The following is a 26,522-nucleotide window of genomic DNA, read 5'->3' on the forward strand; positions in this document are numbered from 1 at the left end:
TTGCGGTCGATGGTCAATGGCGGAAAAGATCCAGGATGCGGCTGCGCTCCTCGGCTGCAGGCGGGGGCGGAGCGTCGTTGCCCACGGGCGCGCTGCCCGCGCCGGTATCCGGCGCCAGACTGGTCACGCCGGCGCCGCGTGCGTATTCGTCGTAGTACCACTCGCCGCCCACATTGGTCACGCCCGGCGGTACCGTCGGCTGCGTCACCGGCACGCCCTTGAGCGCGTACTGCATGAAATCGATCCAGATCGGCAGCGCCAGCCCGCCACCGGTCTCGCGGCTGCCGAGGTTGCGCGGCTGGTCGTAGCCTATCCAGGTGATGGCGGTCACCGTGGGCTGAAAGCCGGCAAACCAGGCATCCTGCGAGTCGTTGGTGGTGCCGGTCTTGCCGTACAGGTCAGGGCGCTTGAGCGTCGCCTGCGCGCGCGCTGCCGTGCCCGAGCGCGCCACTTCGTTGAGCAGGCTGTCCATCACGAAGGCGTTGCGCGGGCTGATGGCCTGCGCCAGAGTGTCGACGGCAGGTGGCTGGTACTGCGCCACTACACGGTCCTTCTGGTCCGTGATGCGTGTGATGAGGTAAGGGCTCACTAGATGGCCACCGTTGGCGAAGACGGAGTAGGCCGCCGCCATCTGCAAGGGCGTGACCGAGCCTGCGCCCAGCGCCATCGTCAGATAGGCCGGGTGCCTGGCGGCGTCAAAGCCGAAATGGGTCGCCCAGGTCTGTGCGGTCTTGGGGCCGATGGCCTGCAGGACCCGGATCGAGATCATGTTCTTGGATTTGGCCAGGCCTGTGCGCAGCGTCATCGGGCCGTCGTACTTGCTGTCGTAGTTTTTGGGCTCCCACGGCTTGCCGCCGGTCTGCTCGGCGCTGAAGAACAGCGGGGCGTCATCGATCACGGTCGAGGGCGTGAAACCCTTCTCCAGGGCCGCCGAATAAATGAAGGGCTTGAAGCTGGACCCCGGCTGGCGCCAAGCCTGGGTGACGTGGTTGAATTTGTTCTTCTGGAAGTCGAAACCGCCCACCAGCGCCTGGATGGCGCCGCTGCGCGGATCGATGGCGACGAAGGCGCCCTCCACTTCCGGCAGCTGGGTGATCTCCCAGGTCTGCTTGGGCGTCTGCACGATGCGCACCACTGCGCCGCGGCGCAGCTTGATGGCGGGTGGCGCCTTGTCGGCCAGGCCGGACTGCACCGGCTTGAGCCCGTCACCGGTGATCTCTATGGTCTGACCATCGGCGCGTGACACCACCACTTTTTTGGCACTGGCCTCCAGCACCACCGCGGCCAGCACTTCGCCATTGTCCGGGTGGCCGGCCAGGGTGTCATCGATCACGTCTTCGGCGGCTTCTGCTGCCGCCGGCAAGGTCACGAAAGCCTCTGGCCCGCGGTAGTGCTGACGACGTTCGTAATTCATGATGCCCTGGCGCAGGGCAGCATAGGCGGCGTCCTGTTCGCCCGCGCGCAGCGTGGTGTAGACATTGAGCCCGCGCGTGTAGGCATCGCTGCCGTACTGGGCATAGACCAGCTGGCGTGCCATCTCGGCGGCGTACTCGGCATGCACGCGCGTGCCTTCGCCCGGCGTACGCAGCTTGATCGGCTCCGCCTTGGCCGCCTTGGCCTGCTCGGCGGTGATGAAACCGTTCTCCAGCATGCGGTCAATGATGTAGAGCTGGCGCGCGCGTGCCCGCTTGGGGTTGCTGATCGGGTTGTAGGCCGAGGGCGCCTTGGGCAGACCCGCGAGCATGGCGGCCTCGCCGATGGTGATGGCCTTGAGCGGCTTGCCGTAATAGGCCTCTGCCGCAGCGGCAAAGCCATAGGCGCGGTTGCCCAGGTAGATCTGGTTCATGTAGATCTCGAGGATCTGGTTCTTCGTCAGCAGGTGTTCCAGCTTGAAGGTCAGCAGCAGCTCATAGATCTTGCGCGTGTAGGTTTTCTCCGACGACAGATAGACATTGCGCGCCACCTGCATGGTGATGGTCGACGCGCCCTGGCTCTTGATGCGCCCCAGGTTGGCCAGCGCCGCGCGCAGCACGCCCTTGTAATCCACGCCGCCATGTTCAAAGAAACGCGCGTCCTCCACGGCCAGCACCGCATTGGTCATGATGGGCGGGATGTCCTTGATCGGGGTGAGGGTGCGGCGCTCTTCGCCGAATTCCCCCAACAGCGCACCTTCGACCGAAAAAACCCGCAGCGGCAGCTTGGGGTGGTAGTCGGCCAGGTCCGAAATATCCGGCAGATGGGGATAGGCCATGGCCAGGCCAATGCCAATCAGCAGCACGCCCGCCGCCACGCCGGCCAATGCCAGACCGGCGAGCCACGCGAAGGCACGGATCACCCAATGGATTGCGGAGGTTTTCTTGGCAGGGGGAGTGGAGCGAGCGGATTCCGAAGGCATAACTGGCCCGTTGGCGGGAACCGGGCATTATAGAAATCACGCATCAGGGCCGGTTTCTGAATGCAAACACCAAGGAATCCGCGGCTGCGCCCGGCTGCATCCGCGTCGGCTTTTGACAACGTTTGGACGGCAAAAACGGGCTAATTCTCTTTCCTGCAGAACAACTTTGCTGCTAGCATGCAAGTGACGTGTCAACTTTTGTTGCATTGTTTAAAACATCCACGGGGGGTCACTTGATTTCATTGGGGTCGTTGTTCAGTCGCCAGCCGGCCCCCTTGTTGGGGATTGACGTGAGCTCGTCCAGTGCCAAATTGGTCGAACTCAGTCGTGACGCCGCCGGCGCGTGGGTGCTCGAGCGGTGTGCCATTGAACCCCTGGAGCAGGGCTGGATCACCGATGGCAACATCGAAAAATTCGACGAAGTGGCCGACGCCGTGAAGCGCCTGGTCAAGAAGAGCGGCTCGCGCACCAAGAACGTCGCGCTCGCGCTGCCCAGTTCGGCAGTGATCTCCAAACGCATCACGCTGCCTGCGGACATGACCGACCAGGAAATGGAAGTGCAGGTGGAGTCCGAGGCCAATCAATACATACCGTTTTCGCTCGACGAGGTGAGCCTGGATTTCTGCGTCATTGGCCCGAGCAAGACGGCACCGGGCGATGTGGATGTGCTGATTGCCGCATCGCGGCGCGAGCGGGTGCAGGACCGCGAAGGCTTGGCTGAGGCGGCGGGCCTGAAGTCCGTGATCGTGGATGTTGAGTCGCATGCCGCCAGGCTGGCCGCCGGGCGTCTGGTGCAGGAGATGCCGAACAAGGGCCAGGATGCGGTGGTGGCCCTGTTCGAGGTCGGCTCCATGACCACCAGCATGCAGATCATGCGCAACGACGAGGTGCTGTACGAGCGTGATCAGGGCTTTGGTGGCGCGCAATTGACGCAGCACATCGTGCGCCAATACGGGTTTTCGCTCGAAGAGGCGGAAACCAAGAAGCGCAACGACGATCTGCCCGAGGATTACCGCAGCACGGTGCTGCAGCCTTTCGTCGAAGGCATGGCGCAGGACATTGGGCGCGCCTTGCAGTTTTTCTTCACCAGCACACCGTATAACCGGGTGGATCGCATTTTGATCGCTGGTGGTTCGGCGGCGCTGCAGGGGCTTACCGAGGCGGTGACGGCGGGCACCGGGTTTGCTGCCGCCATCGCCAATCCGTTTGATGGCATGGAAGTCGGCGGGGCAGTGCGTGCCAAGAAAATGGCGCGCGAGGCACCCGCCTACCTGACGGCATGCGGCCTGGCCATGCGGAGGTTTCTGCAGTGATATTGATCAACCTGCTCCCGCACCGCGAAGCCGCGCGCAAGCGCCGCCGTGAGTCGTTTCAGGCCGTCATGCTGCTGTCGGCCATCGTCGGCCTGCTGATCGCCGGTGGCATTTATCTCTGGTTCCAGAACATGATCCAGAACCAGCAGGAACGCAACAACTTCATCAAGAGTGAAACAGCCATCCTTGAAAAGCAGATCGCCGAAATTGCCAATATTGAACAAGAAATCGCGGCCCTGAGCGCGCGGCAGAAAGCCGTCGAGGATTTGCAGGCAGACCGCAATCTGCCCGTGCACATGCTCAATGAATTGGTGCTGCAGTTGCCTGACGGGGTCTACCTCACGAGCCTTGGGCAGACCAACCAGACCGTCAGCCTCAAGGGGATGGCGCAATCCAATGAGCGCGTCTCGGAAATGTTGCGCAATCTGTCGGACAACACGCCGTGGTTCTCCAAGCCGCAGCTGGCGGAAATCGTGGCAGCCAACATCTCGCTTTCGCCGCGTGACCAGCGCCGTGTGGCGGCATTCACCCTCAGTTTCAACCTTGCACGCAGCGCTGAAGCCAAGAAAGCGGCTGAACAGGCGACTGCGACCACTGGGAAGAAATAGCCATGGCGACAAAGAACAAAAAGCAGGGGGTCGATTTCGCCAAGATCCAGGAGGGTTTGCGGCGGCAGTTCCAGAATCTCGACCCCAAGGACCCATCGCTCTGGCCCCAGCTTCCCAAGGTGCTGTTGTGCATTGGCATTGCGGTTGTGGTGGCGGCAGCGCTCTGGTTTGCCAAGATCAATGAATACCAGGACGAATTGACGGCCGAACAGGCGAAGGAACAGTCACTCAAGGACGATTACCAGAAAAAGCTGGTCAAAGCGGTCAGCCTGGATGCGCTCAAGAAGCAGCGCGAGCAAATCCAGCAATATGTGATTCAGCTCGAGAAACAACTGCCGAGCAAGGCCGAGATGCCGGCGCTGCTGTCGGATATCAACCAGGCCGGCCTGGGGCGAAGCCTGCAGTTCGAATTGTTCCGTCCGGGGCAGATCATCACGCGCGATTACTACGCAGAGCTGCCGATTGCCATTCGCGTGACCGGGCGTTACCACGACATGGGTGAGTTTGCGTCGGACGTTGCCAAGCTGTCGCGTATCGTGACGCTCAACGATTTGAAGGTCGCGCCTGTCGATGCCAAGGATGCCCCTGGGGGCGTACTGAGAATGGATGCCACGGCGCGCACATTCCGCTACCTGGATGCCAGTGAGATCGAAGCTCAAAGACAGGCCGCGGCGGCCAAGGACAAGAAACAATGATGATGCGCCAATCAGCATTTCTTGCACTTGCCTGCGCCGCCACCCTTCTGGCGGGTTGCCAGCCGTCCGGGCAGGATGATCTGCGCCAGTGGATGGCAGATTTGAAGGCCAATACCAAGCCGCGTGTCACTCCGTTGAAGGAGCCGGTCCAGTTTGTTCCCCAGGCCTATGTGGCGGAAAGCGGTACCGACCCGTTCAATCCGCAGAAACTCACCCAGGCCTTGCGCCGCGATTCTCAGGATGTGGCAAGCAATGCGTCGCTGATTGCGCCTGAACTTGCAAGACGCAAGGAGCCTTTGGAAGCCTACCCGCTGGACACCATCAAGATGGTGGGCAGCATGACCAAGAGCGGCAAACCCACTGCGTTGGTGACGGTCGACAAATTGCTGTACCAGGTCCAGGTGGGCAACTACTTGGGACAAAACTACGGGAAGATTCTGGCCATTACAGAGACAAACATGCAAATAAGAGAAATTGTCCAGGATCAATCAGGAGATTGGGTGGAGCGCATGACGACGCTTGATTTGCAAGAGGGAACCGGGAGTACAAAATGATGACGCGTAATGCCCATGTTGTTGCCAGATATTCCCGGGCGGCCGTTGCAGCCTTGGCGCTGGGTTTGGCTGCTGCCGGCGCTCATGCAGCCGGTGCGATTGAATCGGTGACCGGTTTTTCGCAAGGAGGTGCCGACGTATTGCGCATTGAGTTGTCGGAGGCTCCGGCGCAATTGCCCACTGGTTTTTCCATCCAGAGCCCGGCCCGCATTGCGCTGGATTTTGCCGATGTCACGAATGCCATGGGGCGCTCCCTCGTTGAGATCAACCAAGGCAACGTCCGCACGGCCAACGTGGTGCAGGTGGGCAATCGCACGCGCGTGGTGCTCAACCTCAAGCAGCCCACCACTTACCGGTCCGAGCTGCAGGGCAAGACGGTGGTGGTGTCGCTCGAACCGGTGGCCGGCGCTTCGGTGGCCATGACGCCGGTGGTGGCGCAGGCTGCCACCGCGCCCGCGGCGGCTACTGCCGATGTCACGGCGCTCAAGGATCTGGATTTCAAGCGCACGGCCGACGGTGCCGGCCGGGTTGTTCTGCAACTGGGCAGCAGCGATGTTGGCGTGGATGTGCAGCAGCACGGCAAGGACCTGGTGCTGGATATTCCCCGCACCACGCTGCCGGAAGGCTTGCGCAGGCGCCTGGATGTCACCGATTTCGGCACCCCGGTGCAGACGATCACCGCCACGCAGCAGGGTGAGCGCGTGCGCATCACCATCAAGGCCGTGGGTGATTGGGAACACAGCGCCTACCAGAGCGATCAGCAGTTTGTGGTGGAGGTGCGCGCCAAGAAGGTGGATTTGAACAAGCTTGCGCAAGGCCCGAATTACACCGGGGAAAAGCTCTCGCTGAATTTTCAGAACATCGAAGTGCGCTCGCTGCTGCAGGTGATTGCCGACTTCACCAACTTCAACATCGTCACCTCCGATACGGTTACGGGCTCCTTGACCCTGCGCCTGAAGGATGTTCCCTGGGATCAGGCGCTGCAGATCATCATGGATGCCAAGGGCTTGGGTATGCGCAAGACCGGCACGGTGCTGTGGATCGCGCCCAAGGACGAGCTCGACGAGCGCGAGAAGAAAGATCTGGAAGCGCTCAAGGCCAAGCAGGGGCTGGAACCGCTGCGCTCACAGGCCTTCCAGCTCAACTATGCCAAGGCCACCGATCTGATGACCCAGCTCACTGGCGGCACCTTGCCGGGTGTGAGTGCTTCGTCAGGTTCCGGCGGCAACAACAACCGCTTCTTGTCCGAGCGCGGCAGCGTGATGGCCGAGCCCAGGACCAACCAGCTGTTCGTCACCGACATTCCCGGCAAGCTCGAAGAGGTGGCAAGGCTGATCCAGTCGCTGGATGTGCCGGTGCGCCAGGTGATGATCGAGGCGCGCATTGTCGAGGCGCGTGATACTTTTGGGCGGTCGTTGGGCGTGCGCCTGGGCGGCGGCGATCTGCGGGCGCAAAAGGGCGGTGACGGCGGGTATGGCCTCTTTGGCAACAACCGCGTGGCACTGGGTACCGATTACACCAATGCGACCAACTCCACTGGATTTGGCGGCCCGGTGAACGTGGGCGGAAATTTCGTCAATCTGCCGGCGTCGCTCTCGGGAATGACGAGTGGCGGAACGTTCGCCTTGTCGATTTTCAACGCCGCGGCCAATCGCTTCCTTTCCTTGGAGTTGTCGGCGATGGAAGCCGATGGTCAAGGCAAGATCATTTCCAGCCCGCGCGTCATTACGGCGGACCAGACAAAAGCGATCATCAAACAGGGTACGCAAATACCGTATTCGCAAACGGCACCCAATGGCGCCACCACGGTGGCCTTCAAGGACGCCGTACTCCAGCTGGATGTGGCGCCGCAAATCACGCCGGAAGGCAACATCATCTTGCAGCTCGATGTGCACAAGGACAGTGTCGGCCAGATGACGGATACCGGTGTTCCTGCGATCGACACCAAGCAGATCACCACCCAGGTGCTGGTGGAAAACGGCGGCACCGTCGTGATTGGCGGCATCTTTGAGCTGGAAGAAACCAGCCAGGTCAACAAGGTGCCATTCCTGGGGGATGTCCCGATCGTCGGCAACCTGTTCAAGAACACCACCAAAACCGCGGACAAACGCGAAATGCTGGTCTTCATTACACCCAAGGTCATTTCTGATCGTGGGCCGATACGTTGAATTTCGAAGGTAGAGAGCACATGAAAATCCTGAAAAATTTGGTACTTTCTGCGGCGGTTGCCGTGTTGGCGGTGGCTTGTGGCGGCGGTGGCGGCAGCCCCGGTGAAACACATGCGCCTTACCAGATCACCTTGCGGGCGGAGCGCACGCAGTTGCCGATCAACATCAACAATGTCGGTCCGGGCATAGGTGCTTATGCACCCTACACCACAGTCCTTTACGTCAATGCGACGGATGGCGGCAACGCGATCCCGAATGGTGAAGACGGGGTATTTTCGTGCAACGCGTCCGGCGGTCTGTCTTCGGGGCCGCTGTACTATCTGGATGGAAAAGATGAACACAGCACCGACGTGACGCAGCCGGACGGCAGCGTGGTCAAGGTGCCCAATGCCTATCGATCGATTACCCTGCCCTCCAACGCGGGCGGTGCATCCTTCCATTTCCATGCGGGCGACAAGAGCGGCGTAGCGACGATTACCTGCTCGGTGACCGACCCGCGTGACAAGCGCCAGGTGTCGGCGAGCGTTTCCATCACCGTGGGTGCAGCGACACGCAGTCCGGCTCGAGCCGATGCCTTCACGCAGGTGCCGGGTTACTTGGGGACGCGCAACAATCCCAACCACATTGCTTCCACCGTGGCGATCCAGGCAAGAGTGTGGGACGATGCCAACCAACCAGTGCCTGATCCCGGTGCGGCCAATGTCCAAGTGCGTATCAAACCCGTGGGCAATCCGGCGGAAGTGGGTGCCACCTTGCTGCAGGGCGGTGCGGGTGGCAGCAGCGTCATCCAGTTCCCGACCTTGAACGGAATCGCGCAGTTTTCATTGGCGAGTGGCTCGAACAACGGACCGATCATTCTGGAGGTGACCTCGGATCGGGCAGACAACAATGTGGCCAATGGCATCCAGGACCCAGTGACCTCGTTGATGCAGGTCTACGCGGTCAACGAGCTGGCAACCGTGCCTTTGGTGATTGCCGAAACTGACCTTGGAACCGCAAATACCGGCGTTGAGTACGTTCGCTCGCTGGTGGCCAGCGGCGGCATGCCGCCTTACACGTGGGTGGTTGCAGGCTTGCCCAGCGGTTTGACGGCCGATGACACGGGTGTTGTCAGCGGCACGGTGGACGCGCCGCCCGGGAATTACGCGGTCAGGATCAAGGTGACCGATGCCAATGGGACGACGCAAGAAGCCAGCGCCAAGATCGTTGTCGAGCGCGGTATCGCGCCGGAAGATTTCGTGGTGGCTGGTTGCCCGGCGTCGCAGGACATCAATACTGCGTGCGCGATTGGCAGCGTTGCGCAAGGGAAAAAGTTCTCCTACGCGTTTACCGCATCCGTTCCAGGTGTCACGTGGTCGTTTTCCGGTCTGCCGGCGTGGTTGAGTGGCAGCTCCTCTGGTGCAGTGGGCATTGTTTCGGGCACGGCGCCTGCGGATGCTGTTCCGCTCGTACCTCCGTCAGTCGTAGGCCCCTACAGCTTCTTCGTCACGGCCACTTCAGGGAGCACGTCGGTGACACGGCAAGTGGTCGTCACGGTGAACTGAACCGACTGGCGTAGGCTGGAGCGGCGCGGCCTCTCCAGGCTGCGCCCATTTCGAGGCTCGATCCCCAGCCACGTGCTGGGGATTCCTTTTTCTGCCGTTGCCAGCAAACAGGAAAGTGTGGGTGTATATGGGGATGGAAACTCTGTCCGTATGCCTTGAAGACCGTAGCTATGACATCGTGATTGGGCATTCAGTGTCGGACATGGAGTTGTTGCGCCAGCGTCTGCCAGACGGGGTCGATACCCTCGTTGTCACCAACGACACGGTGGCTGCGCTGTACGCGAATAGGTGGTGTGCAGAGCTGGCGCCGCACTATCAGAAAGTCCATGTGGTGATCTTGCCCGACGGCGAAGCCCACAAAGACTGGCAAACCCTGAACCTGATCTTCGATGCCCTGCTCACCCACGGTTGCGACCGCAAGACCGTGCTCTATGCGCTGGGCGGCGGCGTGGTCGGCGACATGACGGGCTTTGCCGCTGCCTGCTACATGCGCGGCGTGCCTTTCGTGCAGGTGCCCACCACGCTGCTCGCGCAGGTGGATTCCAGCGTGGGCGGCAAGACGGCGATCAACCATCCGCTGGGCAAGAACATGATCGGCGCGTTTTATCAGCCCAAGCTGGTGATCTGCGACCTTTCCACGCTCGATACGCTGCCCGAGCGCGAGTTGTCGGCAGGCCTCGCCGAGGTGATCAAGTACGGGCCGATCGCCGACATGGCGTTTTTCGCATGGCTGGAGGCTCAGATGGACGCGGTGCGCGCGCGCGACAAGGAGACGCTGGCCTACGTGGTCAGGCGCTGCTGCGAGATCAAGGCCGAGGTGGTGGGGCAGGACGAGCGTGAATCGGGGCTGCGTGCCATTCTGAATTTCGGCCACACCTTTGGTCATGCGATCGAGACTGGCATGGGCTATGGCGTCTGGCTGCATGGCGAGGGCGTGGCGGCGGGCATGGTGATGGCGGCGGAGCTCTCGCGGCGTCTGGGGTTGGTGGATGCGGCTTTCGTGGCGCGCCTGCGCGCGCTGATCGAGCGCGCCGGCCTGCCCACGCGCGGGCCGGTGCTCGACGCGCGCGACAACGCCGGGCATTACCTGGAGCACATGCGCGTGGACAAGAAGGCGGAGGCGGGCGAAATCCGCTTTGTGCTTATTGATGGGCCGGGCCGCGCTGTGGTGCGCGCCGCGCCGGATGCGCTGGTGCGTGAGGTCATTGACGCGTGCTGCAGCGACTGAAACTATCAACAAGATAGCTTTCAGCGCTTGCCAGTAGTGCGTCAGAGCCTGTTTTCATGATGATTTTTGAACTTGCGCCCTATGCCTGCCATCCCGAGCGCACACGGGGCAGGCGTCATCCGGTCGCGCCGGATGCCACGCGCAGCGAGTACCAGCGCGACCGCGACCGCATCGTGCATTCGTCGGCGTTCCGGCGGCTGGAATACAAGACACAGGTGTTCGTGAACCATGAGGGCGACCTGTTTCGCACGCGACTCACGCATTCGCTGGAGGTGGCGCAACTCGGGCGCTCGATTGCGCGCTCGCTGCGGCTGGATGAAGACCTGGTGGAGGCGATCTGCCTGGCGCACGACCTGGGCCACACGCCGTTTGGCCATGCGGGGCAGGAGGCGCTCAACGGCTGCATGCGCGAATGGGGTGGGTTTGAGCACAACTTGCAGAGCCTGCGCGTGGTGGACGCGCTGGAAGAGCGCTACCCGGCGTACGACGGCTTGAATCTGACCTTTGAGGCGCGCGAGGGCATTCTCAAGCACTGCTCGCGCCGCAATGCTGAATCGATAGAGGCGCGTGAGCCCGGCGGTGTGGCGTCGCGCTTTCTGCATGGCGGACAGCCCAGCCTGGAGGCGCAGCTGTGCAACCTGGTCGACGCAATTGCCTACTGCGCGCACGATGTGGACGATGGCGTGCGCTCCGGCCTGATCACGCTGGCGCAACTGCAGCAGGTGCCCTTGGTGCAACAATGCATGGCGCAGGTGCTCGCGCAGTACCCGCAACTCGATGAGCGGCGCCTGCGCCACGAGACGATACGGCGCCTGCTGAGCAGCCAGGTCTATGACGTGATCGCGACGACGCGGGCGGCGCTGGATGCGGCGCAACCGGTGGATGTACGGGCGGTGCGGCAGATGCCCCGGCTGGTGGCGTTTTCCGCGGGAATGCAGGCGTGCATGGCCGAGTTGCGTGATTTTCTCTTCGGTCAGCTCTATCGCCACCCGCAGGTGGTGCAGACCATGGCGGCGGCGCAGCAGGTGGTGCGCGAGCTGTTTGGCATGTACCAATCCGATGCCGGGCAGATGCCCGCGGCGCAGGCGATGAAGGCGGCTGCGGCAGGGCCGGCGCAGCGCGCACGTGCGGTGGCGGATTTCATTGCCGGCATGACGGACCGCTACGCACTGCGCGAGCACGAACGCCTGACCGGGCGCAGACTGCTGGCATGAATCCGCGCGCTGATCCGGGCATCCGCATTGCGCTGATCGTCGTTTTGGCGGGAGTAGCGGCGGCGCTGCACATCGCCAAGCTGCCGCCGGCGGTGCCGGTGCTGCAGCGCGAACTGGGCATCACGCTGGTACAGGCAGGTTTTTTGCTGTCGCTGGTGCAGCTGGCATCGATGGGCCTGGGCATCGTCGCCGGGCTCACGGGCGATGGCATAGGGCTCAAGCGCAGCATGCTGATCGGGCTGGCGCTGCTCACGCTGGCGGGTTTTGTCGGCGGTTTTGCGCACACCGTGGGCGCATTGCTGGTGTTGCGCGCGGTGGAGGGCCTGGGTTTTCTCATGACCACGGTGCCCGCACCCAGCCTGATTGCGCGCAGCGTCAAATCGATGCAACGCACGCGCATGCTGGGCGTCTGGGGCAGCTTCATGCCGTTTGGCACGGCGCTGGCGCTGCTGGCCGGGCCGGGCATCATGGGCCTGATAGCCTGGAATGGCTGGTGGTGGCTGATTGCATCGGTCTCGCTGGCGATGTTCTTTTGGCTCGCGCGCAGCGTGCCGCATGACCCGCCGCATTTCGCCGCTGGCGGCCAGGCGTGGCGCTCGCGCCTCACGCAGACGCTCGCTGCCCGCGGGCCCTGGCTGGCAGCCCTGACCTTTGCCGTGTATTCGGCGCAGTGGCTCTCGGTCATCGGCTTTTTGCCAGCGCTCTACCAGGCCTCGGGCTGGACGGGCACGCTGGGCGCCGTGCTCACGGCGGGCGTGGCAGGCGTCAACATGATCGGCAATATTCTGGCCGGACGCCTGCTGGCGCGCGGCGTGGCGCCGCGGCTGGTACTTTGGGGCGCGTTTGGCGCGATGGCGCTGGGCGCCTTTCTGGCATTTGCCAGCGTGACGGAGCAGGCGCCGGTGCTGCGCTATGGCGGGGCGCTGCTGTTCTCCGCCCTGGGCGGCATGATTCCCGGCGGGCTGTTCGGCCTGGCACCGCGCCTGGCGCCGAGCGATCAGACGATCTCCACCACCATGGGCTGGATACTGCAGTGGTCTGCCATCGGTCAGTTCATCGGCCCGCCGGTGGTCGCCTGGGTGGCAAGCCAGGTTGGCAACTGGCAGTGGACCTGGGTGATTCTGGGCGGATGCAGCCTGTGCGGCATGGTGTTGGCGTGGGCAATCGAGCGGCATCTCAAGCGGGTTGCGGTTTAATTCGGCATGGATCCAACGCTTGAAGACACCGTCATTGCCGATACCCGCCGCTGGCTGGAGCGCGCGGTGATTGGCCTCAACCTGTGCCCGTTCGCCAAGGGCGTGGAGGCAAAAGGGCAGATCCATTTTGCCGTCAGCCGCGCACAGGATGAGCGCGGCGTGCTCTCGGATTTGCAGCGCGAGCTGCAAGCGTTGGCAGAGGCCAATCCGGAGCAGCGCGACACCACCTTGCTGATGCTGCCGTTCGCCTTCCAGGATTTCCTCGCGTTCAATGATTTCCTTGAACTGGCCGACGACCTTGTGGAGACCATGGACCTGGCGGGCATTCTGCAAGTGGCGCCATTTCATCCGCGCTTTCAGTTCGCCGGCACCGCGCCCCAGGATGCGAGCAACAACACCAACCGCGCACCCTATCCCACGCTGCACCTGCTCCGCGAAGCAAGCATCGACCGCGCGGTGGAGCAGTTCCCCGAGGCCGAGACCATCTTTGAACGCAACATCGAGGTGGTCGAGACGCTGGGTGCCGAGGGCTGGGCGGCGCTGGATGTCGGCGCGCGCTGCCCTGTGCATCCGACGGACCCGCAGGAGCCGCAATGACGCAGCGGCGTGCGGGGGCAGGGCAGGACGCGGCCCGCGCAGCAGTGCTGGCCGAGCTGCGCCCGGGGCAGTCCGTGGCCTTGCTGCAGGAACTGCACATCCTCACACGCGACGGCCTGATGAACCAGGATTCGCGGCGCAAGCTCAAGCAGGTCTACCACCTCTACCAGTTCATCGAGCCTTTGCTGCAGGAGTTGGCGCGGGACGGGCACGCACCGCTGCTGGCCGACCACGGCGCGGGCAAGTCGTATCTGGGCTTCATCCTCTATGACCTGTTCTTCAAGCCACTGGGGCGTGGCGAGGTCACAGGCATCGAGTGGCGCGCCGAGCTGGTACAGCGCTCGCGCGAGCTGGCGGCGCGCCTGGGCTTTGCGCGCATGCGTTTTCTGGACATGGCGGTGGCCGATGCCGCCGCGCAGGCCGATCTGCCCGAGCGCTTTGACCTCGTGACCGCGCTGCACGCCTGCGATACGGCGACGGACGACGCGATCACCTTTGGCCTGGCCAAGCAGGCGCAGGCCATGGTGCTGGTGCCCTGCTGCCAGGCCGAGGTGGCGCGAGGGCTGCGGCAGAACAAGGCCTTCAATCTGGCGCGCACGCCGCTGGCCGAGCTCTGGCGTCACCCCATCCACACGCGTGAGATCGGCAGCCAGATCACCAACGTGCTGCGCTGCCTGCGCCTGGAGGCCAGTGGCTACCAGGTGACGGTGACCGAACTGGTGGGCTGGGAGCACAGCCTGAAGAACGAGCTCATCATCGCGCGCTTCACCGGGCAGAAGAAGCGCAGCGCACGCGAGCGCTTGACGGCCATCCTCGATGAGTTCGGCCTGCGCCAGACGCTCGGCGCACGTTTCGGCCTTGACGCCTAAAACGACACCCGCAGACCAATGGCGATATTGCGCCCCATGAGCGGCGCGGCGGTCTTGATGTAAGAGGTGTGGGCGTAGGCCAGGCGGTTGGTGAGGTTGCTCGCGCGCACGTAGAACTGCCAGGGCGTGCCATCGGCCCACTGGCTGTTGTAGGTGGCGCCCAGGCTGAGCATGCCGTAGCCCGGGGTGGAGGTTTCAAACTCTGCGATGCGGTTCTGGCGCATCACTTGCACCCATTCAATCTGGCCGTCCCAGCGCTGCCAGGCGGCGTCCAGCCGCAGGCCGGCGCGCGCGGCGGGAATGCGCGGCAGCTGTCCGCCGGTGCTCAGGCGTGCGTGCACCAGATCGCCGAACAACGTCACGCCCAGGTGGCGCGTCAGGCGTTGGCGCAGCTGCGCTTCCAGGCCGCGGAAGGTGGCGTCCTGCTGGCTGTACTGCAGCAGCTGCAAACCATTGAGCTCATCGAGCGTGCGGCCATAGATGTAGTTCTTCACGCGGTTGTGGAACACGCTTGCGCTGAACGTCGTGTCGCCCGCGGTCTTGCGCAGCGCCAGGTCGATGGATTGCGCCGTCTCGGGGCTCAGGTTGGGGTTGCCGCGCTCGAAGGTGCTGGTGGCCAGGTGCAGGCCGTTGGCGTAGAGCTCCTCGGCCGTGGGCATGCGCCGCGCGTGGGTGAGCGAGGTCGAGAGCTGGTAGCCGGGCGTGAACTTCCACACCGCGGCGAGCGATGCGGAGCTGCCGTGGTGCCGACGGGTGAGGCCTGCATCCAGCGCATCCACGCTTTGGTGCTCCTGGCGCAGCGCACCTTCGACGCGCCATTGCTGCCACTCGAACTGCTGCAGCACGAACGCGCTGGTGCGCCGCGTGGTGGTGGGTTGCACATAGGCCTCTTCGCCCAAGGCGCTGAAGCGACGCTCGCTGGTCTGCAGCCCGAACACGCCGCGCCAGCCGCCGATCGACTCTTGTTGCAGTTCTATGCGCAGGTTGCGCGCCTGGTTGCGAAAGGTGGTGGCGATGCTGCCGTCCTCCACCTCGTCGTGGCGGTAGCCGGTCACGCCGGCGCGCAGGCGCATGGCGGCAATGCCGGCAAAGGGCTGGCGCAGCTCGCCGCGCAGATCCCAGCGCTTGCTGCGCAGGTTCACCACCGGTATGTCGCCGGGGGCGTGCGCGTCATCGCTGCCGTGGCCATGTCCGTCGTGACCGCCGCAGTGCAGGTGGTCGCCATGGGTATGGCAGTCCTCGTCGGTGTGGTTGTGCCCGGGCAGGCCGTAGCGCGCGGTCTGTCGCGTGTACGCCAGGCCCAGGGTGCCACGGTCGGTGATCCACGACAGGCCCAGGCTTGCGTTATCGGTGTGGTTGAAGCTGCCGGGTACGGCGGCACCACCGCCCCAGCCGCTGCCGACGCGGTAGTCGCCCGCAGCGCGCGCCAGGCCTTGCACATGCACGGCGAGTTGACCCGCGCCGCCGGTGAGCTCGAAGGCGCCGGTTGTTTCGCGCGCCGCCGTAGTGCCGCGCAGCTCGGCGCTGCCCGCGATGCCGTTTTCGGGGATGGCCGTCGGGATCTTGTTGTCAAGCACATTGACCACGCCGCCGATGGCGCCACCGCCGTGGATCAGCGCCGAGGGGCCGCGCAGCACCACGATCTGGCGCGCCAGCAGGGGCTCGACGACGACCGCGTGGTCCGGGCTGACGGAAGAGGCGTCCTGCACTTCAGAGCCGTCGGTGAGAATCTGCACGCGCGGCCCGTCCATGCCGCGGATCACCGGGCGGCTGGCTCCGGCGCCGAAGTGCGTGGCCTGGATGCCGGGTTCGCTGTCAAGCGTGTCGCCCAGCGTGGCTGCACGTCGGCGCACGAGTTCACCGCCCTCGAGCACGATCACGGGCGTGGCCATGTCGCCGCTGGCCTGCTCCAGACCGCTGGCCGAGACAGTGACAGAGGGCAGGGCTGCGGGTGCTGCATCCTGGGCCTGCGCAGGGTGCAGGCTGCTGCCAAGCAGCGTGGTGACAAGCAGGGCAAGGCGCACCTGCGAGGGAGGGAGAAAGGGGTAGCGCATGAAAACATTCCTGAAATGGCCGTGCCGCCGCTGCAGGCGGCGGTCCGCTCTGAAAGCAAAGGGTTCAAAGCAAAAACGGCTGTAGCGCTTGATAGGACAAGCGCTGTCAGCTATCAAAACAGGGGATTCAGGCTTGGGGAGGGGCGCGCGCCAGGAATGGCAGTGCCGCGTGTGCGCGTGGCGTCTGCGCCGCAGGCTCCGACGGGCACGCAGGCACTGCGTGCGTGAGAGGTGGGATCCACGCCGTCGCAGGCGCGCCACCGTGGATGAGCTGGTCAAGCAGTTGGCATTCCGCTGCGTCGTGACCAAGGAAGAGTGCGCTCAGCCCCTTTGCAACCACCTGGGGTGCGGCGGTGCTGACCGCCGTGGGCAGGTGCAGCATGCGGTGCATGCCAACCAGCGCGGGGGCGAGCACCAGCGCGAGCGCCAGCGTCCACAGCACAAGGCGACGGGACGGGCTGGGGCGGCTCGGTGGAGGTGGCAAGCGCATGGCGATCCCCGGATCGTAGTGCAAGGCTGATCAATGGGACAATACAAAGCTTTGCTGCATACCCATTCGAGGATCCAAGACCATGAAAAAATTTGCCTCCGTTGCCCTGCTGAGCCTGGGCGTGCTGCTGGCCGGCTGCTCCAAGCAGGAGAGCGCCGCACCGGCTGCTGCCCCCACCCCGGCCGCCGCCGCGCCTGCGGCCGTCACCAAGATCGTTGTCGGCCTGGACGACAACTTCCCACCCATGGGTTTCCGTGACGAAAAGAATGAACTGGTGGGCTTTGACATCGACATGGCCAAGGAAGCCGCCAAGCGCCTGGGCGTGCAGGTGGATTTCAAGCCCATCGACTGGAATGCCAAGGAAGCGGAACTCTCCGGCAAGCGCGTCGATGCATTGTGGAACGGCCTGACCATCACCGAAGAGCGCAAGCAGAACATCGCCTTCAGCGCGCCTTACATGGAAAACCACCAGATCATCGTGGTGCCGGCCGATTCCGCGATCAAGACCAAGGCCGATCTGGCGGACAAGGTGGTGGGTGCGCAGGAAGGTTCGAGCGCGGTCGATGCCGTCAAGAAGGAGGAGGCGGTATTCAAGTCGTTCAAGGAGTTCAAGACCTTTGGCGACAACGTCACGGCGCTCATGGATCTCTCGGCCGGGCGCCTCAATGCGGTGGTGGTCGACGAGGTGGTGGGGCGCTACTACGTGGCCAAGAAGCCCGACCAGTACGCCGTGCTGGAAGACAACTTCGGCACCGAGGAATACGGCGTCGGTCTGCGCAAGGACGACACCGAACTGCTGGGCAAGCTGGACAAGGTGCTGGCGGACATGAAGGCCGATGGTGCGGCGGCGAAGATTTCCGAACAATGGTTCGGCAAGAACATCGTCAAGTAACTCCGGGCGGTTTCTCCCTCCCCTCGCGCGGAGGGAAGTAAATTCCAGGCCCACGCATGGACTATTTCCTCTCACTTCTGGGGCCGCTCGCGCAGGGCGCGGTGGTGACCCTGAAGCTCTTTTTCATCACGGTGGCGCTGGCGTTGCCGCTCGGGCTGCTGCTGGCGCTGGGGCGGGTCTCGCACCTGCGCCCGCTCTCCGCGGTGGTGAATGGCTACATCTGGCTGATGCGCGGCACGCCGCTGATGCTGCAGATGCTGTTCATTTATTTTGCGCTGCCTTTCGTGCCGGTGATCGGCGTTCGCCTGCCGGATTTCCCTTCGGCCGTGGTCGCGTTCACGCTCAATTACGCGGCCTATTTCGCCGAAATTTTCCGCGCCGGCATTCTCTCGGTCGATCGCGGCCAGTACGAGGCGGCGCGGGTGCTGGGCATGAACTATCGCCAGACCATGCGGCGCATCGTGCTGCCGCAGATGGTGCGCAACATCCTGCCGCCGCTGTCCAACGAAACCATCACGCTGGTGAAGGACACCTCGCTCATCTACGTGCTGGCCCTGAATGATCTGTTGCGCGCTGCGCGCGGTATCGTGCAGCGCGACTTCACCACCTCGCCCTTCATCGTCGCTGCTGCCTTCTACCTCATCATGACGCTGGTGCTCACCTGGGGCTTTCAGCGGCTGGAGCGTCACCATGCCCGCTATGAGTGAGACAACGATGATTGCCGCGCAGGGCGTGAAAAAGCGCTTTGGCGACAACGAGGTGCTGCGCGGCGTCTCGCTGTCGATCGCGCGTGGCGAGGTGGTGGCGCTGATCGGGCCGTCGGGCTCGGGCAAAAGCACTTTTTTGCGCTGCCTGAACCAGCTGGAAACGATTGACGCCGGCGAGATCCGCATCGCCGGCGAAGTGCTTGCCAGCACCGACGCGCAGGGTCATTGCCGTTACGCACCTGAAGCCGAGGCACGCAGGCTGTGCCGCAAGAGCGGTATGGTGTTCCAGCATTTCAACCTGTTCCCACACCTCACCGTGCTGGAGAACCTGATCGAAGCACCGATGGTGGTCGCCGGCGTGGCGCGCGCCGAGGCGCTGGCGCGAGCGGAAAGGCTGCTGGCCAAGGTGGGCTTGTCGGTCAAGGCAGACAGCTACCCGGCGCGCCTGTCGGGCGGGCAGAAGCAGCGCGTGGCGATTGCGCGCGCGCTTTGCATGGAGCCTGAGATCATGTTGTTTGACGAACCCACTTCGGCACTCGACCCGGAGCTGACCGGCGAGGTCCTGCGCACCATGCGCGCGCTGGCCGAAGAGCGCATGACCATGCTGGTCGTCACGCACGAGATGGGTTTTGCACGCGAGGTGGCACACACCGTGGCCTTCATGGATGAAGGCGCCTTGCTGGCCAAACGCTCCGCGCAGGAATTTTTTGCCGATCCGGGGCATGAACGTGCACAGGCCTTTCTTGATCACATGCTGTGAGCGGCCCGCCGGCCGGCATGCGTCTGCGGCGCCGCTTATTCGCGGCCCTCTATTGGCACGCTGCGGTCTTGCCTTGCTGATGCTGCTGGCAGCGCCGGCCCATGCCCAGGGCAGTGCGCAGACTCAGGGCTGGAGCGACGAGCCACCCACCATCATGCGTTGGCTGGATGATGGCTATGCGGCTGAATTTCGTGGTGATCGAACGACCGCGCAAGAGCGTTACTGTGCGGCGGCGCGGGAGGGGAGCCTGGAAGGGCAGTACCGTCTGGGACGGCTGTTGTGGAAAACTGGTGCGTCGACGGAGCACACGATAGCCGCCACGCTGCTGGCCCTTGCGGCGCAACGCGGGCATGAAAAGGCACGCATCCTGCTTGCGGGCGAGTCCTCGGGTGACCAGTTGCCCGATTGCCTGAAGCCGAATGTCAGTCCATCAGAGCCAGCGTCGCCGGCGGTGGTGTCCGCCGAGGTGGTGGAACGCTATGTCGCCGGGCTGTCACCGGCGCAGCGGCGCCAGGCACGGCTGGTGGAGCGTTTGGCGCCGCGTTTTGCGGTTGACCCGCGCCTGGCACTGGCGATCGTGAAGGCGGAATCGAATTTCGACCCCTTCGCACTGTCGACGCGCAACGCCCAGGGGTTGATGCAGCTGATTCCGGAAACTGCCGAGCGCTACGGCGTGCGCGATGCCTGGAACGCGGAACAGAACGTCCGTGGCGGGCTGGCGCACCTGCGCTGGCTGCTGCAGCGTTTTGAAGGGGACATCGCCCTGGTGGCAGCGGCCTACAACGCCGGCGAAGGCGCGGTCAAGCAATACGGCGGGGTGCCACCCTTTGCCGAAACGCGTGAGTATGTCAAGCGCGTACTCGCGTTTTACCGTGCCAGCCACCATGTGGCACCGGATGCACAGGCGGTGGCTGGCAGGCACCCTTGAATCCGGGTACCGGCCGCAGCCCATCAGCTGAAAAAGCTGCGCTTGAGGCGTTCCGTCCAGCTTTCGGTTGAGGGCGAGTGCTTGGCACCACCTTTTTTCAGTGATTCTTCGAGCTCACGCAAGAGCTTGCGCTGGTATTCGGTGAGCTTGACGGGTGTCTCGACCACGATGTGGCAGTAGAGATCGCCGGGGTAGCTGGCGCGAATGCCTTTGATGCCCTTGCCGCGCAGGCGAAATTGCTTGCCCGCCTGCGTGCCTTCGGGGATATCGATCGCCGCCTTGCCGGCCAGCGTCGGCACCTCGATCTCGCCGCCGAGCGCCGCGGTGATGAAACTGACCGGTACCTGGCAGTGCAGGTCGTCGCCGTCGCGCTCGAAGATGTCGTGCTTCTTGATCCGGATTTCGATGTACAGATCACCCGGCGGGCCGCCGTTGGTGCCGGGCTCGCCGTTGCCGGTGGAGCGTATGCGCATGCCGTCGTCGATGCCGGCGGGGATCTTCACTTCCAGCGTCTTCTGGCTCTTGACCTTGCCCTGGCCGTGGCAACTGGCGCAGGGGTCGGCAATGATCTTGCCCGTGCCGCGGCAGTGCGGGCAGGTCTGCTGCACACTGAAGAAGCCCTGGCGCATCTGCACCACGCCCGAGCCGTTGCAGGTGCCGCAGGTCTTGGGACTGGTGCCGGGTTTGGCGCCGCTGCCGTGGCAGGTGTCGCAGTTGTCCCAGCTCGGGATGCGAATCTGCGCGTCCTTGCCGGCGGCCGCCTCCTCCAGCGTGATGTCCATGGCGTAGGAGAGGTCGCTGCCGCGGTAGACCTGCCTGCCGCCGCGTGCGCCGCCGCGTTGGCCGCCGAACATGTCGCCGAAGATGTCGCCAAAGGCCTCGGCGAAACCGCCAAAGCCTTCCTGCCCGCCCATGCCACCGCGCATGTTCGGATCGACCCCGGCGTGCCCGTACTGATCGTAGGCGGCGCGCTTCTGGTCGTCGGAGAGCATTTCATAGGCCTCCTTGGCCTCCTTGAATTTCTCCTCGGCGCTCTTGGCCGCGTCCCCCTGGTTGCGGTCGGGGTGGTACTTCATCGCGAGCTTGCGATAAGCCTTCTTGATCTCGTCCTCGCTGGCGTTCTTGGGAACGCCCAGGATTTCGTAATAGTCGCGCTTGGCCATAAGGGGGTTCAGCGTTCAGTGTTCAGTGTTGAGCGAGTTGCGCAAACCGTTGAGCAACCCGTACAGCCTGTCGATGACCGCCTGCAATTGATTCATGTCCGTGGAAGACAAAAACCCAAGCTCCGTGGACAACAGAGCCTGGGTTTGCAGTTCATTGAGAGAACTGCGCGCAATGGTAACGAAACTGGAAAAATCCTTCTTCGTTGAGCGGCCGGCGCCTTCAGCCAGGTTGGACGGGATGGAAACCCCCGCCCGGCGCATCTGTGATTTCAGGCCGAGCTCTTCCGATTTCGGAAAGCGCTCTGTGGCTTGATAGATCAGCCTGACAAGTTCAAAAGCAACTTGCCAAGCGATCAACTCTCGAAAGTTGCGCACGCCAAACGCTCACCCCTTCTTGACTTCCTTGACTTCGGCATCGACCACGTTGTCGTCCGCCGCGGCTGCCGAAGTCTGCGCCTGCTCCGCCCCGGGCGTTGCACCCGCGCCGCCCGCACCTGCGGCTTGAGCGGCAGCTGCCGCGTCGGCGTACATCTTCTCGCCGAGTTTCTGGCTGGCGCTCATAAGAGCGTTGGTCTTTTCCTCGATGGCGGACTTGTCTTCGCCCTTGAGGGCGGTTTCCAGGTCCTTGATCGCGGCCTCGATCTTCTCCTTCTCGCCGGCGTCGAGCTTGTCGCCATGCTCGGTGAGCGCCTTTTGCGTACTGTGCACCGCCGCCTCCGCCTGGTTGCGTGCCTGCACCAGTTCGAGCTTCTTGTGGTCCTCGGCGGCGTTGATCTCCGCGTCCTTCACCATCTTCTGAATCTCTTCCTCGGACAGACCCGAAGACGCCTTGATGGTGATCTTGTTTTCCTTGCCTGTGCCCTTGTCCTTGGCGCCCACGTGCAGGATGCCGTTGGCATCGATATCGAAGCTCACCTCGATCTGCGGCGTGCCGCGGCTGGCCGGCGGGATGCCTTCCAGGTTGAACTCGCCCAAGGCCTTGTTGGCGGTGGCGATTTCACGCTCGCCCTGGAACACCTTGATGGTCACCGCGGGCTGGTTGTCCTCGGCGGTGGAGAAGGTCTGGGCGAACTTGGTCGGGATGGTGGTGTTCTTGGCGATCATCTTGGTCATCACGCCGCCCAGGGTTTCGATGCCCAGCGACAGCGGCGTCACGTCCAGCAGCAGCACGTCCTTGCGGTCACCGCTCAAGACTTGACCTTGCACGGCAGCGCCGACGGCCACGGCTTCGTCGGGGTTGACGTCCTTGCGCGGCTCCTTGCCGAAGAATTCCTTGACGGTGTCCTGCACCTTGGGCATGCGCGTCATGCCGCCGACCAGGATCACGTCGTTGATGTCGGAGACGCTGATGCCGGCGTCCTTGATGGCGGTGCGGCAGGGCGCGATGGTGCGCTCGATCAGGTCTTCGACCAGGCTTTCGAGCTTGGCGCGCGTGAGCTTGATGTTCAGGTGCTTGGGGCCCGAGGCATCGGCCGTGATGTAAGGCAGGTTGATGTCGGTCTGCGCGCTGTTGGACAGCTCGATCTTGGCCTTCTCGGCGGCTTCTTTGAGGCGCTGCAGGGCCAGCACGTCGGCCTTCAGATCCACGCCTTGCTCTTTCCTGAACTCGCCGATGATGTAGTCGATGATGCGCTGGTCGAAGTCTTCGCCGCCCAGGAAGGTGTCGCCGTTGGTCGCCAGCACCTCGAATTGTTTCTCGCCGTCGACGTCGGCGATTTCGATGATGGACACGTCGAACGTGCCGCCGCCCAGGTCGTAGACCACGATCTTGCGGTCGCCCTTGCCTTGCTTGTCCAGGCCAAAGGCCAGCGCCGCGGCCGTGGGTTCGTTGATGATGCGCTTGACTTCGAGGCCGGCGATGCGGCCGGCGTCCTTGGTGGCCTGGCGCTGGCTGTCGTTGAAGTAGGCGGGCACCGTGATGACGGCCTCGGTGACCGGTTCGCCCAGGTAATCCTCGGCGGTTTTTTTCATCTTGCGCAGGGTTTCGGCGCTGATTTGCGGCGGCGCGAGCTTCTGGTCGCGCACCTGAACCCAGGCGTCGCCGTTGTCGGCCTTGATGATGGCAAATGGGGCCAGACCCAGATCCTTCTGGACTTCCTTGTCCTCGAACTTGCGACCGATCAGGCGCTTGACGGCGTAGATGGTGTTCTTGGGGTTGGTGACGGCCTGGCGCTTGGCCGAGGCGCCGACGAGGATCTCGCCGTCATCCTGGTAGGCAACGATGGACGGCGTGGTGCGCGCGCCCTCGCTGTTTTCAATCACGCGCGTGGCGTTGCCTTCCATGATGGCGACGCAGGAGTTGGTCGTGCCCAGGTCGATGCCGATGATTTTTCCCATGTTGTTCTCCGAAATGTGTCAAAAACTGGATAGCTGCTACGTGCGGATGGCGGCTTGGAATTCAAGGTGGAGGGTCAGGTGCCGGGTGACGGTTGGATCGCGCCCAGCGCAGCAACTCACTTCGGTGCCGCCACGGTGACCAGCGCCGGACGCAGCACCCGATCAAAAATGAGGTAGCCCTTTTGCAGCACCGAGACGATGGTGTTGGCATCCTGGGCGGACGGCACCATGCTGATCGCCTGGTGCTGGTGCGGGTCGAACTTGTCCCCAATGGCCGGGTTGACGACCGTCACCTTGTTGCGTTCCAGGGCAGAGATCAGCTGGCGCAGCGTTGCGGTGCTGCCTTCGCGCAGCTGTTCGGCGCTGGCGTTCTCCAGTGCCAGGGCGGCGTCCAGGCTGTCGCAGACGGCGAGCAGATTTTCGGCGAAACCCTCGATGCCGAATTTGCGCGCCTTGGCAACATCTTCTTCGGCGCGCCGGCGCGCGTTGTCGGCTTCGGCCTTGGCGCGCAGGTACTGGTCGGCCAGTTCCGCGCTCTTGCTCTTGAGCTCGACCAATTCGGCCTGCAGGCGGGCGATTTCATCCAAGGTATCGGCACCCATCGTGGATGCCACGTCTTCGCTGGCCGACTCGGCGGCAGAGGGCTGTGGCGTGGTGTGGTTGGACATGTCTGGAAATACGAATGGCAAACGCTGCCCATATGGGGCTGGCAGACAGCGATTCAAGACCGCTTTGCATGACGGCGAGGGAAAGCGCACAAAGCCAAGTAGTGTACGCGCGGCTGTTTCATTCGTATAATCGCCGGTTTTCCTTGCCACACCGCAAGGGCGTATTCACGTTTACGCCCGAGACAGACGCAGCGGGTGGCTATCAACCACAAGGAGGTTGCATGCGTCATTACGAGATTATTTTGCTGATCCATCCGGACCAGAGCGAGCAGGTACCGGCGATGCTTGAACGCTACAAGGGCATGATCACCGCTGGCGGCGGTCAGGTGCACCGCGTGGAGGACTGGGGCCGTCGTCAGCTCGCCTACATGATCAGCAAGCTGGCAAAGGCGCATTACCTGTGCCTGAACATCGAGGCGGATCAGGCCGTGATGGCCGAGCTGGAGCACGCGTTCAAATTCAACGACGCCGTGCTGCGCCACCTGACGGTGCAAAAGAAGAAGGCGGACACCACCGCCTCGACGATGATGAAGACCGTGGAGCGTGAAGAGGCGCGCAAGGCCAGCCAGGCCGAGGCCGTCGAGCGCTGAGCGCCGGCCGGTGCCATCCACGGGAGATGTGAGCACGCCCGAAAATACCCCCAACCGCCTGACCCTGAGCGCCCGCGTTGCAGAACTGCAGCCGCTGCGCCACACCCCGGCCGGTTTGCCGGCACTGGATGTGATGCTGGAGCACCTGTCGGTGCAGCAGGAAGCTGGAGGCGAGCGGCAGGCAGTCTTGAGGCTGAAGGCGGTGGTCTTTGGCACGCAGGCCGAGCGGCTCGCGCGTCAGGCGCTGGAAAGTCTCTGGACCTTCCAGGGTTTTCTGGCCCAGGGGCGCAATGGCAAGGGCGTGGTGTTTCACATCCAGCAGTTTCAATCGCAATAGTTTTCAGAAGGTTTCGACCATGTTCAAGAAATTCAACAAGAATGGCAAGAACGGCAAGCGCAATACGCAATCGCTGCTGTTCAAGCGCAAGCGCTTCTGCCGCTTCACCGTCGCTGGCGTCGAGGAAATCGACTACAAGGACATCGACACGCTGCGCGATTTCATCGCCGAAAACGGCAAGATCATTCCCGCCCGCCTGACCGGCACGCGCGCGATCTACCAGCGCCAACTCAACACCGCCATCAAGCGCGCGCGCTTTTTGGCTCTGTTGCCCTACAGCGATCAGCACAAGATTTAAGGAGCACATCCCATGCAAGTCATCCTGCTCGACAAGGTGGTCAACCTCGGTGTGCTTGGCGATATCGTCAAGGTCAAGGACGGTTACGCCCGCAATTACCTGATCCCCACCGGCCGTGCGCACCGCGCCACCGCCGCCGCCAAGGCGCAGTTCGAAGCCAAGCGCGCCGAACTGGAAAAAATCGCTGCCGACAAGCTGGCCCAGGCCCAGGCCCACGCCCAGCAACTGGCCGATGCCACCATCAAGCTGACGCAGAAGGCCGGCGTGGACGGCCGCCTGTTCGGCTCGGTCACCAACTTCGACATCGCCGAAGAACTGCACCGCCAGGGCGTGAAGGTGCACAAGGCGCAGATCCACATGCCCAATGGCCCGATCAAGGTCGTCGGCGAGAGCTCGGTCACGGTGGTGCTGCACACCGATGTGTCGGTGGAACTGTCCGTGACGGTGTACGGCGAAACCGCCTGACCCGGGCGCCACGGCGCAACGCTGCAAAAGCCGCCTTTGGGCGGCTTTTGCTTTGGCGGCTCAGCGCCGGTGTTCAGTGCCCGGCGCTCAGTTCCGCCAGATCGCGTTCCAGCAGCTTGGGGTCGCCCAATTGCAGCTCGATCAGGCGGCGCAGGTGGGTGACGCTGTCGATGTCCACGCTCAGGCAGGAGACGCCGATCTGCTGCCCTTGCAGGTGCGCTACCTGCACCGTCATCGCAATGTATTCCTGGTGCGCCAACGGTACGGTGAACTCGCAGCGCTGACCGGCCTGCAACGCAGCGCCGTCGGTGGTCTGCAGCAATGCGCCCTTGAGCGAGAGGTCCAGCACGCGCACCGCCACGGCTTGGCCGGGCCAGCGCAGTTGGCCGGGACTGTCGAACTGGACGCGGACGAAATGGCGGCGCTCGTGGGGCATGGGGTTCCTTCTGGCG

At 63.6% G+C, this 26,522-nt stretch carries 27 protein-coding genes; 19 read left to right on the top strand and 8 right to left on the bottom strand.

The window, feature by feature from the left end; all coding sequences use genetic code 11:
- Nucleotides 1-13 precede the first annotated feature (13 nt).
- The gene (locus tag ABS45_RS01075; RefSeq protein WP_291551960.1) at nt 14-2,395 is read right to left on the bottom strand and encodes a PBP1A family penicillin-binding protein; all 2,382 of its coding nucleotides are present in this window, start codon (nt 2,393-2,395) and stop codon (nt 14-16) included.
- A 233-nt stretch (nt 2,396-2,628) separates the two neighbouring features.
- Here ABS45_RS01075 and ABS45_RS01080 point away from each other — a divergent pair, with 233 nt between their 5' ends.
- The 11 genes from ABS45_RS01080 to ABS45_RS01130 all read left to right on the top strand — a co-directional run bounded on the left by ABS45_RS01080 (nt 2,629) and on the right by ABS45_RS01130 (nt 14,381).
- Nucleotides 2,629-3,708, top strand: coding sequence for a pilus assembly protein PilM (locus ABS45_RS01080; RefSeq protein WP_291551962.1), 1,080 nt, complete (start codon nt 2,629-2,631; stop codon nt 3,706-3,708).
- A complete protein-coding gene (locus tag ABS45_RS01085) occupies nt 3,705-4,316 on the top strand; it encodes a PilN domain-containing protein (RefSeq protein ID WP_291551965.1) in 612 nt (203 codons plus the stop codon). Before ABS45_RS01080 ends, ABS45_RS01085 begins: the two co-directional genes overlap by 4 nt.
- A 2-nt stretch (nt 4,317-4,318) precedes the next feature.
- Nucleotides 4,319-5,011 carry a type 4a pilus biogenesis protein PilO gene (locus tag ABS45_RS01090; RefSeq protein ID WP_291551968.1) on the top strand — a complete coding sequence of 231 codons (693 nt, stop codon included), beginning with the start codon at nt 4,319-4,321 and terminating at the stop codon, nt 5,009-5,011.
- Nucleotides 5,011-5,565, top strand: coding sequence for a pilus assembly protein PilP (locus tag ABS45_RS01095; RefSeq protein ID WP_291552132.1), 555 nt, complete (start codon nt 5,011-5,013; stop codon nt 5,563-5,565). The genes ABS45_RS01090 and ABS45_RS01095 overlap by 1 nt, the downstream gene beginning before the upstream one ends.
- Nucleotides 5,562-7,733, top strand: coding sequence for a type IV pilus secretin PilQ (locus ABS45_RS01100; protein ID WP_291551971.1), 2,172 nt, complete (start codon nt 5,562-5,564; stop codon nt 7,731-7,733). Before ABS45_RS01095 ends, ABS45_RS01100 begins: the two co-directional genes overlap by 4 nt.
- 20 nt (nt 7,734-7,753) lie before the next feature.
- Complete coding sequence (locus ABS45_RS01105; protein WP_291551973.1) at nt 7,754-9,277, top strand: Ig domain-containing protein; 1,524 nt, start codon at nt 7,754-7,756, stop codon at nt 9,275-9,277.
- A 127-nt stretch (nt 9,278-9,404) separates the two neighbouring features.
- The gene (gene aroB / locus ABS45_RS01110; RefSeq protein WP_291551976.1) at nt 9,405-10,505 is read left to right on the top strand and encodes a 3-dehydroquinate synthase; all 1,101 of its coding nucleotides are present in this window, start codon (nt 9,405-9,407) and stop codon (nt 10,503-10,505) included.
- Nucleotides 10,506-10,561: 56 nt separating this feature from the next.
- Entirely contained in the window at nt 10,562-11,719 is a 1,158-nt protein-coding gene (locus ABS45_RS01115) for a deoxyguanosinetriphosphate triphosphohydrolase (RefSeq protein WP_291551978.1), read from the top strand.
- Nucleotides 11,716-12,915, top strand: coding sequence for an MFS transporter (locus ABS45_RS01120; RefSeq protein ID WP_291551981.1), 1,200 nt, complete (start codon nt 11,716-11,718; stop codon nt 12,913-12,915). The genes ABS45_RS01115 and ABS45_RS01120 overlap by 4 nt, the downstream gene beginning before the upstream one ends.
- A gap of 6 nt (nt 12,916-12,921) precedes the next feature.
- Nucleotides 12,922-13,512 (top strand): DUF1415 domain-containing protein, encoded by a 591-nt coding sequence (locus ABS45_RS01125; RefSeq protein ID WP_291551984.1) that lies wholly within the window; start codon nt 12,922-12,924, stop codon nt 13,510-13,512.
- Entirely contained in the window at nt 13,509-14,381 is an 873-nt protein-coding gene (locus ABS45_RS01130) for an SAM-dependent methyltransferase (protein ID WP_291551987.1), read from the top strand. The genes ABS45_RS01125 and ABS45_RS01130 overlap by 4 nt, the downstream gene beginning before the upstream one ends.
- Here the strand turns inward: ABS45_RS01130 and ABS45_RS01135 are convergent.
- Both ABS45_RS01135 and ABS45_RS01140 read right to left on the bottom strand, forming a co-directional pair.
- The gene (locus tag ABS45_RS01135; RefSeq protein ID WP_291551990.1) at nt 14,378-16,435 is read right to left on the bottom strand and encodes a TonB-dependent receptor; all 2,058 of its coding nucleotides are present in this window, start codon (nt 16,433-16,435) and stop codon (nt 14,378-14,380) included. The genes ABS45_RS01130 and ABS45_RS01135 overlap by 4 nt on opposite strands.
- Nucleotides 16,436-16,562: 127 nt before the next feature.
- Nucleotides 16,563-16,925 carry a hypothetical protein gene (locus tag ABS45_RS01140; protein ID WP_291551993.1) on the bottom strand — a complete coding sequence of 121 codons (363 nt, stop codon included), beginning with the start codon at nt 16,923-16,925 and terminating at the stop codon, nt 16,563-16,565.
- A gap of 82 nt (nt 16,926-17,007) precedes the next feature.
- Here ABS45_RS01140 and ABS45_RS01145 point away from each other — a divergent pair, with 82 nt between their 5' ends.
- The 4 genes from ABS45_RS01145 to ABS45_RS01160 all read left to right on the top strand — a co-directional run bounded on the left by ABS45_RS01145 (nt 17,008) and on the right by ABS45_RS01160 (nt 20,212).
- Nucleotides 17,008-17,817, top strand: a complete 810-nt coding sequence (locus tag ABS45_RS01145; protein WP_291551997.1) for an amino acid ABC transporter substrate-binding protein — start codon at nt 17,008-17,010, stop codon at nt 17,815-17,817.
- A gap of 56 nt (nt 17,818-17,873) precedes the next feature.
- Nucleotides 17,874-18,524 carry an amino acid ABC transporter permease gene (locus ABS45_RS01150; RefSeq protein ID WP_291551999.1) on the top strand — a complete coding sequence of 217 codons (651 nt, stop codon included), beginning with the start codon at nt 17,874-17,876 and terminating at the stop codon, nt 18,522-18,524.
- On the top strand, nt 18,508-19,284 hold the full coding sequence (locus ABS45_RS01155; RefSeq protein ID WP_291552002.1) for an amino acid ABC transporter ATP-binding protein: 777 nt from the start codon (nt 18,508-18,510) through the stop codon (nt 19,282-19,284). The genes ABS45_RS01150 and ABS45_RS01155 overlap by 17 nt, the downstream gene beginning before the upstream one ends.
- 79 nt (nt 19,285-19,363) lie before the next feature.
- A complete protein-coding gene (locus tag ABS45_RS01160) occupies nt 19,364-20,212 on the top strand; it encodes a lytic transglycosylase domain-containing protein (protein ID WP_291552005.1) in 849 nt (282 codons plus the stop codon).
- Between the two features lie 23 nt (nt 20,213-20,235).
- Here ABS45_RS01160 and dnaJ read toward each other — a convergent pair whose 3' ends face one another.
- The 4 genes from dnaJ to grpE all read right to left on the bottom strand — a co-directional run bounded on the left by dnaJ (nt 20,236) and on the right by grpE (nt 24,380).
- The gene (gene dnaJ, locus ABS45_RS01165; RefSeq protein WP_291552008.1) at nt 20,236-21,375 is read right to left on the bottom strand and encodes a molecular chaperone DnaJ; all 1,140 of its coding nucleotides are present in this window, start codon (nt 21,373-21,375) and stop codon (nt 20,236-20,238) included.
- A 15-nt stretch (nt 21,376-21,390) separates the two neighbouring features.
- Complete coding sequence (locus ABS45_RS01170) at nt 21,391-21,750, bottom strand: four helix bundle protein (RefSeq protein ID WP_291552010.1); 360 nt, start codon at nt 21,748-21,750, stop codon at nt 21,391-21,393.
- A gap of 9 nt (nt 21,751-21,759) precedes the next feature.
- The gene (gene dnaK / locus ABS45_RS01175) at nt 21,760-23,712 is read right to left on the bottom strand and encodes a molecular chaperone DnaK (RefSeq protein WP_291552013.1); all 1,953 of its coding nucleotides are present in this window, start codon (nt 23,710-23,712) and stop codon (nt 21,760-21,762) included.
- 116 nt (nt 23,713-23,828) lie between these two features.
- Complete coding sequence (gene grpE, locus ABS45_RS01180) at nt 23,829-24,380, bottom strand: nucleotide exchange factor GrpE (RefSeq protein WP_291552015.1); 552 nt, start codon at nt 24,378-24,380, stop codon at nt 23,829-23,831.
- Nucleotides 24,381-24,601: 221 nt separating this feature from the next.
- Here grpE and rpsF point away from each other — a divergent pair, with 221 nt between their 5' ends.
- From rpsF to rplI, 4 genes are read left to right on the top strand one after another with little or no spacing between them, the layout of a single operon-like run.
- A complete protein-coding gene (rpsF, locus tag ABS45_RS01185) occupies nt 24,602-24,970 on the top strand; it encodes a 30S ribosomal protein S6 (RefSeq protein ID WP_291552017.1) in 369 nt (122 codons plus the stop codon).
- A gap of 28 nt (nt 24,971-24,998) precedes the next feature.
- Nucleotides 24,999-25,307: a primosomal replication protein N gene (gene priB, locus ABS45_RS01190; RefSeq protein ID WP_291552019.1), complete on the top strand. Its 309-nt coding sequence runs from the start codon at nt 24,999-25,001 to the stop codon at nt 25,305-25,307.
- A gap of 19 nt (nt 25,308-25,326) precedes the next feature.
- Entirely contained in the window at nt 25,327-25,605 is a 279-nt protein-coding gene (rpsR, locus tag ABS45_RS01195) for a 30S ribosomal protein S18 (protein ID WP_291552021.1), read from the top strand.
- Nucleotides 25,606-25,617: 12 nt separating this feature from the next.
- A complete protein-coding gene (gene rplI / locus ABS45_RS01200; RefSeq protein ID WP_291552023.1) occupies nt 25,618-26,070 on the top strand; it encodes a 50S ribosomal protein L9 in 453 nt (150 codons plus the stop codon).
- 73 nt (nt 26,071-26,143) lie between these two features.
- Here rplI and ABS45_RS01205 read toward each other — a convergent pair whose 3' ends face one another.
- Entirely contained in the window at nt 26,144-26,506 is a 363-nt protein-coding gene (locus ABS45_RS01205) for a PilZ domain-containing protein (protein ID WP_291552026.1), read from the bottom strand.
- Nucleotides 26,507-26,522 lie beyond the last annotated feature (16 nt).

The organism is Comamonas sp. SCN 65-56 (genome assembly GCF_001724135.1).
Taxonomy (GTDB): Bacteria; Pseudomonadota; Gammaproteobacteria; order Burkholderiales; family Burkholderiaceae_C; genus Comamonas_C.

Coding starts and splice junctions, on each gene's coding strand:
- ABS45_RS01075 (WP_291551960.1), bottom strand. CDS start 2,395: ATGCCTTCGGAATCCGCTCGCTCCACTCCCCCTGCCAAGAAAACCTCC.
- ABS45_RS01090 (WP_291551968.1), top strand. CDS start 4,319: ATGGCGACAAAGAACAAAAAGCAGGGGGTCGATTTCGCCAAGATCCAG.
- ABS45_RS01095 (WP_291552132.1), top strand. CDS start 5,011: ATGATGCGCCAATCAGCATTTCTTGCACTTGCCTGCGCCGCCACCCTT.
- ABS45_RS01100 (WP_291551971.1), top strand. CDS start 5,562: ATGATGACGCGTAATGCCCATGTTGTTGCCAGATATTCCCGGGCGGCC.
- ABS45_RS01105 (WP_291551973.1), top strand. CDS start 7,754: ATGAAAATCCTGAAAAATTTGGTACTTTCTGCGGCGGTTGCCGTGTTG.
- aroB (WP_291551976.1), top strand. CDS start 9,405: ATGGGGATGGAAACTCTGTCCGTATGCCTTGAAGACCGTAGCTATGAC.
- ABS45_RS01115 (WP_291551978.1), top strand. CDS start 10,562: ATGATGATTTTTGAACTTGCGCCCTATGCCTGCCATCCCGAGCGCACA.
- ABS45_RS01120 (WP_291551981.1), top strand. CDS start 11,716: ATGAATCCGCGCGCTGATCCGGGCATCCGCATTGCGCTGATCGTCGTT.
- ABS45_RS01125 (WP_291551984.1), top strand. CDS start 12,922: ATGGATCCAACGCTTGAAGACACCGTCATTGCCGATACCCGCCGCTGG.
- ABS45_RS01130 (WP_291551987.1), top strand. CDS start 13,509: ATGACGCAGCGGCGTGCGGGGGCAGGGCAGGACGCGGCCCGCGCAGCA.
- ABS45_RS01135 (WP_291551990.1), bottom strand. CDS start 16,435: ATGCGCTACCCCTTTCTCCCTCCCTCGCAGGTGCGCCTTGCCCTGCTT.
- ABS45_RS01140 (WP_291551993.1), bottom strand. CDS start 16,925: ATGCGCTTGCCACCTCCACCGAGCCGCCCCAGCCCGTCCCGTCGCCTT.
- ABS45_RS01145 (WP_291551997.1), top strand. CDS start 17,008: ATGAAAAAATTTGCCTCCGTTGCCCTGCTGAGCCTGGGCGTGCTGCTG.
- ABS45_RS01150 (WP_291551999.1), top strand. CDS start 17,874: ATGGACTATTTCCTCTCACTTCTGGGGCCGCTCGCGCAGGGCGCGGTG.
- ABS45_RS01155 (WP_291552002.1), top strand. CDS start 18,508: ATGCCCGCTATGAGTGAGACAACGATGATTGCCGCGCAGGGCGTGAAA.
- ABS45_RS01160 (WP_291552005.1), top strand. CDS start 19,364: ATGCTGCTGGCAGCGCCGGCCCATGCCCAGGGCAGTGCGCAGACTCAG.
- dnaJ (WP_291552008.1), bottom strand. CDS start 21,375: ATGGCCAAGCGCGACTATTACGAAATCCTGGGCGTTCCCAAGAACGCC.
- dnaK (WP_291552013.1), bottom strand. CDS start 23,712: ATGGGAAAAATCATCGGCATCGACCTGGGCACGACCAACTCCTGCGTC.
- grpE (WP_291552015.1), bottom strand. CDS start 24,380: ATGTCCAACCACACCACGCCACAGCCCTCTGCCGCCGAGTCGGCCAGC.
- rpsF (WP_291552017.1), top strand. CDS start 24,602: ATGCGTCATTACGAGATTATTTTGCTGATCCATCCGGACCAGAGCGAG.
- rpsR (WP_291552021.1), top strand. CDS start 25,327: ATGTTCAAGAAATTCAACAAGAATGGCAAGAACGGCAAGCGCAATACG.
- rplI (WP_291552023.1), top strand. CDS start 25,618: ATGCAAGTCATCCTGCTCGACAAGGTGGTCAACCTCGGTGTGCTTGGC.
- ABS45_RS01205 (WP_291552026.1), bottom strand. CDS start 26,506: ATGCCCCACGAGCGCCGCCATTTCGTCCGCGTCCAGTTCGACAGTCCC.